This is a genomic window from Mesorhizobium sp. M4A.F.Ca.ET.050.02.1.1, from assembly GCF_003997725.1.
In the GTDB taxonomy this organism is placed as follows: domain Bacteria; phylum Pseudomonadota; class Alphaproteobacteria; order Rhizobiales; family Rhizobiaceae; genus Mesorhizobium.
The window spans coordinates 1-7,249 of record NZ_RZSG01000268.1; the positions used below are offsets into that span (position 1 = coordinate 1).

A 7,249-nucleotide genomic window follows, 5' to 3' on the forward strand; every position below is an offset into this window, starting at 1 on the left:
CGGTGGAGACGCGGTGGATGCGCGCCCGCTCGCCGGCCGCCTGCAGGCCGCGCTCGGTATGCTCCTCGGCATCGATCACCAGATGGCCGAAGCGCTCGGCGAGCGAGACGAAGTCGCCCTCGGGATCGATGATGGTCTGCTGCACCCAGGGCGCGCTCTGTTCGAGCAGCCGGCGCAAGAGATGCGACTTGCCGGAGCCGGAATTGCCCTGCACCAGAAGGCGGGTCGCCAAAAGCTCCTCGAGGTCGAGCGCCGCCGTGGCCCCCGCGCTCGTCTCGCCCATCTCGATCGCAACCGTCATCTGTCGACTCGAAAAAGTTTCCCTGCGGGCCTTATCAACCGAAGCGCGGCGGGTCGAGCGCGCCGGACATGGACGGGCCGTTGTTCCCCAGCTCTTCGGTGACCGCTTACGCCTGGTCGCGCAAACCCCGAGCACGCAGCCAAGCTCTGCTTGACCATTGCCAAGCCCGGCGACATTGTGGATCACAAGTTGCAGTTCCTTAGCCAAGTGGTCGTGGCAAATGGATTTTCGCGACGCCATCGATCGGTCGCTGGCCTGGGCCGGCGGATGGTTCGACTATGCCGCCACGCCGTGGTTCGTCTATCAGGTCGGCATCATCGCCGCGCTATTCGCGCTGGCTAAGCTCGCGGCGCTGCGCGTCGAGCCGCTGGTGGAGGGCCAGGCACGCCAGATCAAGGGCCATCCCGGGCTGTTGCGGGTGGTGATCGCCCTGCTGCGGCGCACAGACTGGATCCTGTTTACGCTTTTCCTGTTTGCCGCGCTCAGCCTGCTGCGCGCCGTCACCTGGCCAAGCCGCACCCATCTCATCCAGGTCGCGCTCCTGCTCGCGCTGGCGTGGCTGTTCGCGACGGTGCTGTCGCGCATCATCCGCAACCGCCTCGTCGCGCGCACGCTGGGCTGGCTGGCCTGGATCTATGCGGCCCTTGTCATCCTGCACATCAGCGATGACGCGGCCACCGTCCTCGACAGCCTCGCGATCCCGCTTGGCGCGGTCCGGCTTTCGGCGCTCATGGTGCTGAAGGCGGCGCTGCTCCTGGTCGCGACGGTCTGGCTGGCGGTGGTCGTCGGCAATTACATCGACGAGCGCGTCCGCCTCTCCGAGGAACTGACGCCGTCGATCCGCGTCCTCGTCGGCAAGGTGGCCAAGATCGGCCTCGTGCTGGTGGCCGGCGCCGTCGCGCTTTCCGCCGTCGGCCTCGACCTGACGGCGCTGACGGTGTTTTCCGGCGCCGTCGGCGTCGGCCTCGCCTTCGGCCTGCAGAAGGTCGTCTCCAACTTCGTCTCCGGCGTGATCATCCTGCTCGACAAGTCGATCAAGCCTGGCGACACGATCTCGCTCGAAGGCACGTTCGGCTGGATCCGCGAATTGCGGGCGCGCTTCGTCTCGGTGGTGACGCGCGACGGCCGCGAGTTCCTCATCCCCAACGAGGACTTCATCACCCAGCGGGTCATCAACTGGTCGTTCAGCGACAACCTGGTGCGGCTCGACGTGAATTTCGGCGTCTCCTACGACGCCGACCCGCACAAGGTCAGCGAACTGGCGATCGAGGCGGCGATCAGCGTGGGCCGGGTCGAGGCCGATCGGCGGCCAGTCTGCTGGCTGACCGACTTCGGCGACTCCTCGCTGAACTTCGTCCTGCGCTTCTGGATCCGCGACCCCCAGCAAGGCCTGACCAACGTGCGTGGCAAGGTGCTGCTGGCGCTGTGGGACACGTTCAAGGCCAACGGCATCAGCATTCCGTATCCGCATCGCGAGATTATCATGAAGCCGGGCGCGCCGAGCGGGCGATAAGGACGGCGGCCGGGCGTCGCATCGCGAGATTGCAAGACCCTCGCCATTTCATCGCCGGCTGGAGTGCCTCATCTGGTCAGGTTCTGCCCTGCAGCTGTGAGTGAACGGAACCAGAAGAGCCCTGCCGCGTCATAATACAAGCAGGTTTTCGTGGAGTGACATCGATGCCCCGGCTCGTTCTGTTGGTCGCTGTGGCGCTTGCCCTCGCTTGCGGCGGGGCAGGGGCGGCCAAGCTGGACCCAGCCACCGTCAACGAGGCGCAATTCACCGCCGAGGAACCGAAAGGCTTCAGCCCCGTCCTGCTGAAGGCAGAGATTCTTCTGGATCGCGCCCGCTTCTCGCCAGGCCTGATCGAGGGCCGTGCATCAGAAAATTTCGCCAGGGCGGTCAGGGCCTTTCAGACGGCGAATGGATTGCCGTCCGATGGCAAGCTCACGCGCGAGACCTGGGACAGGCTGATGGCAACCTCCGCGAGCCCGGCTCTGGTGACCTATGAGCTGACGCGCAAGGATGTGCGCGGACCTTTTACCAGGCATATCCCGGCCCGCATGGAGCGGATGGCCCGCCTGCCGAGGCTCGGCTATCACAATGCCACGGAGAGGCTGGCGGAGCGCTTCCATATCAGCGAGCAATTGCTCAGGCGGCTCAATCCTGGCATCGGCTTCAGGAAGGCCGGCACGAAATTGCTGGTGCCGGATGTTGGCCGGGGGGATCCTCCCGCCGCCATTGCCGGCGTCGAGGTCGACAAGGGCGCCCGCCAGGTGCGCGTGCTTGATCCTTCCGGCAAATGGCTCGCAGTCTTCCCCGCTTCCATTGGCAGCGCCGAGAAGCCGGCGCCGAATGGCGAGGCGGAGGTCAAGCGCGTGGTGCGCAATCCGACCTATCACTACGATCCGGACTTCGCTTTCAAGGGAGTCAAGGCCAAGCGGCCGTTCACCATTGCGGCCGGCCCCAACAATCCCGTGGGCTCGGTTTGGATCGATCTCTCCATTGAAAGCTACGGCATTCACGGCACGCCCGAACCCGGCAAGATCGGCTTAACCTTCTCGCATGGCTGCATCAGGCTGACCAACTGGGATGCCGAGGACCTCGCCGCCATGGTGCGGAAAAGCACAAAGGTGAGCTTCAAGGACGAAATGGCGAACGCGGGCGACACGTCTCAGTAGGCTCGCGCGTTTGCGGCGCGCGTTTCAGCAGCCGATAAGGTCATTCCAATCTGATCTCATCAATACGCGAGCAGGGCCTTTCCGTATTTGGCCCACAACTGCTCGCAATCTCTGGCGCGAAGCGTTGGCGTCCCGAGGTCGCCGTACAAAACCATGGCCGCGAACATCGTAGCCAAGGATTGGAGCGTTGGCGAGGAACTGGACGGCCTCACCCAGACGGCGGACGTCGACAGCGGCATCGGTTTTGTTGGCGCTGTCAACTACACCCAGGATCTCGGCTGCCGTGTTCCTGACTGCCAAAACAGCAGCCATCGCTTCTTCGGTCATCATGTGGCCTGCCGACGAATCGTTTCATTCACACTCGCCATCAGTGGCACAACGTTCCGCGGCGTGTCCTGAACGCGCCGAACGTTTCGCGACATTTGTTGATTGCACCTTGACGCCAACCACTCAGCCTCTTCACGCGTCAACCCAATGAGGCATTGGCTTGCGAAACCCGCGGGCTCGTCAGCGATCGTGTCAAACACGGCCCAAGTGTCGGTCGGCTCTTGGACGACCACGAAACGCACATTAGTTACTCCTAATGGAATAACGCGCGAGAACGACCGCTGTCCCGCCGCTCGGTGCTGGGTCGCCGGGTTGGACATCGCGCTGCGCTTCACCGAACACCACCGTAGCGCCAGCGCCAAGCATGCACTAACATTCCAGCCTGACCTCCTTTGGGGCCGGCCGGTGACCTGTTCAGAGGGAAGTGCCCATGACCAATCATTGCTGTGGACCGGGCTATGCTTCTCCCGCCGAGGCGATGCGGGCACCGCGCGAAAAGCTGCTTTATACGATTGCCATCTACACCGGCACGGGCATTCAGAAGCCGGACTATCTGTGCACCATCGATGTCGACCCGCAGAGCCCGACCTACAGCCAGGTGATTTCACGCCTGCAAATGCCGGGCATCGGCGATGAGCTGCATCACTCGGGCTGGAATGCCTGCTCGTCGTGCCATGGCGATGCCAGCATGGAGCGGAAATACCTGATTGTGCCGGGTGTGCGCTCGTCCAATCTGCATATTGTCGATTGCGGCACCGATCCGCGCAATCCGACCCTGTTCAAGGTCATCGACGGCGCCGAGATCAAAGCCAGGACCAATCTTTCGGCGCCGCACACGGTGCATTGCCTCGGCTCGGATATCATCGTCTCCATGCTTGGCGACGCGCAAGGCAATGCCCCCGGCGGCTATCTGCAGCTCAGCAAGGAGTTCGAGATCGTCGGCCGCTGGGAAAACTCCATGGGCGGCATCAAGTTCGGCTATGATTTCTGGTACCAGCCGCGGCACAACGTGATGGTCAGCTCGGAATGGGCCGCGCCCAACACCTTCATGCCCGGGTTCGACCTCGAAGAGGTCGGTCATCTGAAATATGGCCGCGAGATCCATTTCTGGGATTTCGAGAAGAAGGAGCCAAGGCAGACATTCTATCTTGGTGAGGATGGCCTGATCCCGCTGGAAGTGCGCTTCCATCACAATCCCGACAGCAGCCACGGTTTTGTCGGCGCGGCGCTTTCCGCCAACATCATCCATTGGTGGAAGGACGCGGCGGGCGACTGGCAATGGGAAAAGATTGTCGACGTCGACAATGAGCCGCATCCCGAATGGCCGATCCCGATACCCGGCGTGATCTCGGTCATCCTGCTCAGCATGGACGACAGGTACCTCTATCTGTGCAACTGGCTGCATGGCGACATCCGCCAGTACGACATCTCCGACCCGCACAACGCCAGGCTGACCGGGCAGGTGTGGATGGGCGGACTGCTCGGCCGCGCTCCCGAGGTCAATGGCGTCAAAGTCACCGGCGGGCCGCAGATGATACAGCTCAGCCTCGATGGCAAGCGGCTCTATGTGACGACCTCACTGTTCTCGACCTGGGACAACCAGTTCTATCCGGAAATCCGCACCAATGGCGGCTGCATGCTGATGGTCAATTGCGATACCGAAAACGGCGGCATGGCAATCGATCCGCGCTTTGTCGTCAATTTCGGCAAGGAACCGAATGGACCAAGCCGCTGTCACGAAACCCGTTATCCCGGCGGTGATTGCACGAGCGACATCTGGGTATGACCAGCTTCACCATCACGCTCGCCAACCAGGGCGGCGCGGCCTTTGAGGTCGATCGCCGCAAGCCGCTCTTGCAGAGCCTGCGCGAGCAGGGCGTGGACCTGCCCTATGGCTGCAAATATGGCGGCTGCATAAGCTGCGCGGCCAAGATGATCAGCGGCAAGGTCGATCAGAAGGCGCAGGTGGCGCTGAACAACCGCCAGATCGCCAATGGCTACATCATCCTCTGCGTTGCCCGCCCGCTGAGCGACTGCACGCTGGAGGTCGGCGTCGAAAGCCACGACAGGCTCTATCGCAACCCGTTCCTCGACCCCCTGGCCGCGCATGAATTGAAAGCCGATATTGCGACCCCGCTGGACGACAAGAAATGACCCATATGAACCATGATGAGCCCTATCCGGAGGCTTATCTGCAGGAGATCCTGAAATCGGTCAAAACCATCGCGATGGTGGGCGCCAGCCCCGACAAAACCAAGTTTTCCTATGGTGTCCTGAGGGTGCTGCACGAAACCGGCTACGACATGATCCCGGTCAATCCCAGTTCCGGCGTGGAGGAAATTCGAGGGCTTAAAGTGTATCCCTCGCTGGCGGCCATCGACCGGCCCGTCGACATGGTCGAGGTTTTCCGCCGCTCCGAAGATCTGCTGGAGGTCGCGCAGGAGGCCATCGCCATCAATGCCAAGGTGCTGTGGGGCCAGATCGGGGTGAGGGATGATGCTGCCGCCCGGCTGGCGGAGGAGGCGGGCTTGAAAGTGGTGATGAACCGCTGTCCCAAGATCGAATTGTTCCGCCCCTTCTGGAAGCCGAAGCTGCATTTGGGGATATGATCGCAGGTCACGTAATTCGGCGTGTCGGCGGTGACCAACCTGGTCCCTTTGGTGTTGGGCGTTGGTTCTGCTAGGCCGTGGGCTCATACACCCGAAGCCATTGTCGCGATCGGGGATTTTGAGATAGACTTTGCAATCTCGAAATCGTGCCGGATCCTCAGGCTTGCCTTGGGAGATGCTAATGCGCGGGTTCTTGCTTTTCATTCTGTTAGTGCTTGCACACATTCCGATTGTATCGCATGCCGCCGCCATCCACGACGCCGCCATGGAGGGCGATGTCGCGGCGATCACGGCGGCACTCGATGCAGGTGCCGGAATAGATGAGAGCGATGGCACTGCCACGCCGCTCTATCTTGCGGTGATGCTGGGCCACATCGATGCGGCAAAATTGCTCATAGAACGTGGTGCGGACGTCAACGCCCAGACGGCTTGGGGCCCTCCGCTGATGGCGGCCGTGGGGAAAGACAAGATCGATCTGTTAAATCTGTTGCTGGAGCGGAATGCAGATCCAAATTCCAACCGTGACAGCGAATCCGCCCTCCACGTCGCCGTCACTCTCGATTGTCTCGATTGTGTGAGGGCGCTGGTCGAGGCCGGCGCAGACGTGAATGCGAAGACAACGGGCGGCAAGACGCCGCTCCATATCGCAAAGAGCCGGGGGCAAGCCGAAATTGCCGCCTATCTTTTGTCGCACGGGGTTGTCTTGCCAACACCGGCTCCGATCTCAATGAAATTGGCTTCTGCCGATGTCGAGAAAGGTCGAACCTACTTCGCCCGCGTGTGTGTCAGTTGCCACACTGCCGAACCGCAGGGAGGGAACAAGATAGGACCCAACTTATGGAGCGTCGTCGGCCGCGACAAGGCATCCGTGGCAGACATGCGTTACTCCGATACCTTGCTGGGCTGGGAGGGGCTATGGACGTACGAGGACCTGAACAGATATCTCTTCGGGCCTATGCTTACCACGCCGGGCGTTAAGATGGAGACGCCTGGCGTCCCGGACGAGACCGAACGGGTCAACCTGATCGCCTACTTGCGCACACTCAGTGACAAGCCGATCCCGCTGCCCTGAATCGATGATCTCTTGCACAACTGCTGCTATGGGCCCGCGTCGGCTAGCAGATCGAACCTTACCTGAGATACGCCGCCAGATGGTCGCTGAGATCACGCGCGTCATCGCCGGCGCCGTCGATCAGCGCGGACTTGCGGCGGCGCAGGAACTGCATTCCCATCAGGTAGAGGCCCGGATGGTCGGCCACCCCGCCGTCGTGACGGACGTGGCCCCAGCGGTCGAGCACCGGCAGCTCCAGCCAGGAGTAGTCCGGCCGGTAGC

Annotated in this window: 8 protein-coding genes and 1 pseudogene; 6 read left to right on the plus strand and 3 right to left on the minus strand. The window is 62.2% G+C overall.

What is annotated here, in order from left to right; translation table 11 throughout:
• Positions 1–301, minus strand: a 301-nt coding sequence (locus tag EOA33_RS18240) for a DUF87 domain-containing protein (protein WP_145989188.1), incomplete at its 3' end; no start/stop codon positions are given.
• 220 nt (positions 302–521) lie between these two features.
• Here EOA33_RS18240 and EOA33_RS18245 point away from each other — a divergent pair.
• Both EOA33_RS18245 and EOA33_RS18250 read left to right on the plus strand, forming a co-directional pair.
• A complete protein-coding gene (locus tag EOA33_RS18245) occupies positions 522–1,814 on the plus strand; it encodes a mechanosensitive ion channel domain-containing protein (RefSeq protein ID WP_126055186.1) in 1,293 nt (430 codons plus the stop codon).
• Between the two features lie 164 nt (positions 1,815–1,978).
• Complete coding sequence (locus EOA33_RS18250; RefSeq protein WP_127399996.1) at positions 1,979–2,980, plus strand: L,D-transpeptidase; 1,002 nt, start codon at positions 1,979–1,981, stop codon at positions 2,978–2,980.
• A 24-nt stretch (positions 2,981–3,004) separates the two neighbouring features.
• On the opposite strand, the gene EOA33_RS41520 is transcribed toward EOA33_RS18250, so the two are convergent.
• Entirely contained in the window at positions 3,005–3,310 is a 306-nt protein-coding gene (locus EOA33_RS41520; protein WP_348628246.1) for a hypothetical protein, read from the minus strand.
• 427 nt (positions 3,311–3,737) lie between these two features.
• Here EOA33_RS41520 and EOA33_RS18265 point away from each other — a divergent pair, with 427 nt between their 5' ends.
• From EOA33_RS18265 to EOA33_RS18280, 4 genes are all read left to right on the plus strand, one after another.
• Positions 3,738–5,093 (plus strand): selenium-binding family protein, encoded by a 1,356-nt coding sequence (locus EOA33_RS18265; protein WP_127406229.1) that lies wholly within the window; start codon positions 3,738–3,740, stop codon positions 5,091–5,093.
• Positions 5,090–5,461: a 2Fe-2S iron-sulfur cluster-binding protein gene (locus EOA33_RS18270; protein WP_126055183.1), complete on the plus strand. Its 372-nt coding sequence runs from the start codon at positions 5,090–5,092 to the stop codon at positions 5,459–5,461. The genes EOA33_RS18265 and EOA33_RS18270 overlap by 4 nt, the downstream gene beginning before the upstream one ends.
• Positions 5,458–5,916 (plus strand): CoA-binding protein, encoded by a 459-nt coding sequence (locus EOA33_RS18275; protein WP_126055182.1) that lies wholly within the window; start codon positions 5,458–5,460, stop codon positions 5,914–5,916. Before EOA33_RS18270 ends, EOA33_RS18275 begins: the two co-directional genes overlap by 4 nt.
• Before the next feature lie 181 nt (positions 5,917–6,097).
• Positions 6,098–6,988, plus strand: coding sequence for an ankyrin repeat domain-containing protein (locus EOA33_RS18280; protein WP_126055181.1), 891 nt, complete (start codon positions 6,098–6,100; stop codon positions 6,986–6,988).
• Between the two features lie 58 nt (positions 6,989–7,046).
• Here the strand turns inward: EOA33_RS18280 and EOA33_RS18285 are convergent.
• Positions 7,047–7,249, minus strand: a pseudogene (locus EOA33_RS18285) (pyridine nucleotide-disulfide oxidoreductase); the annotation flags it as partial.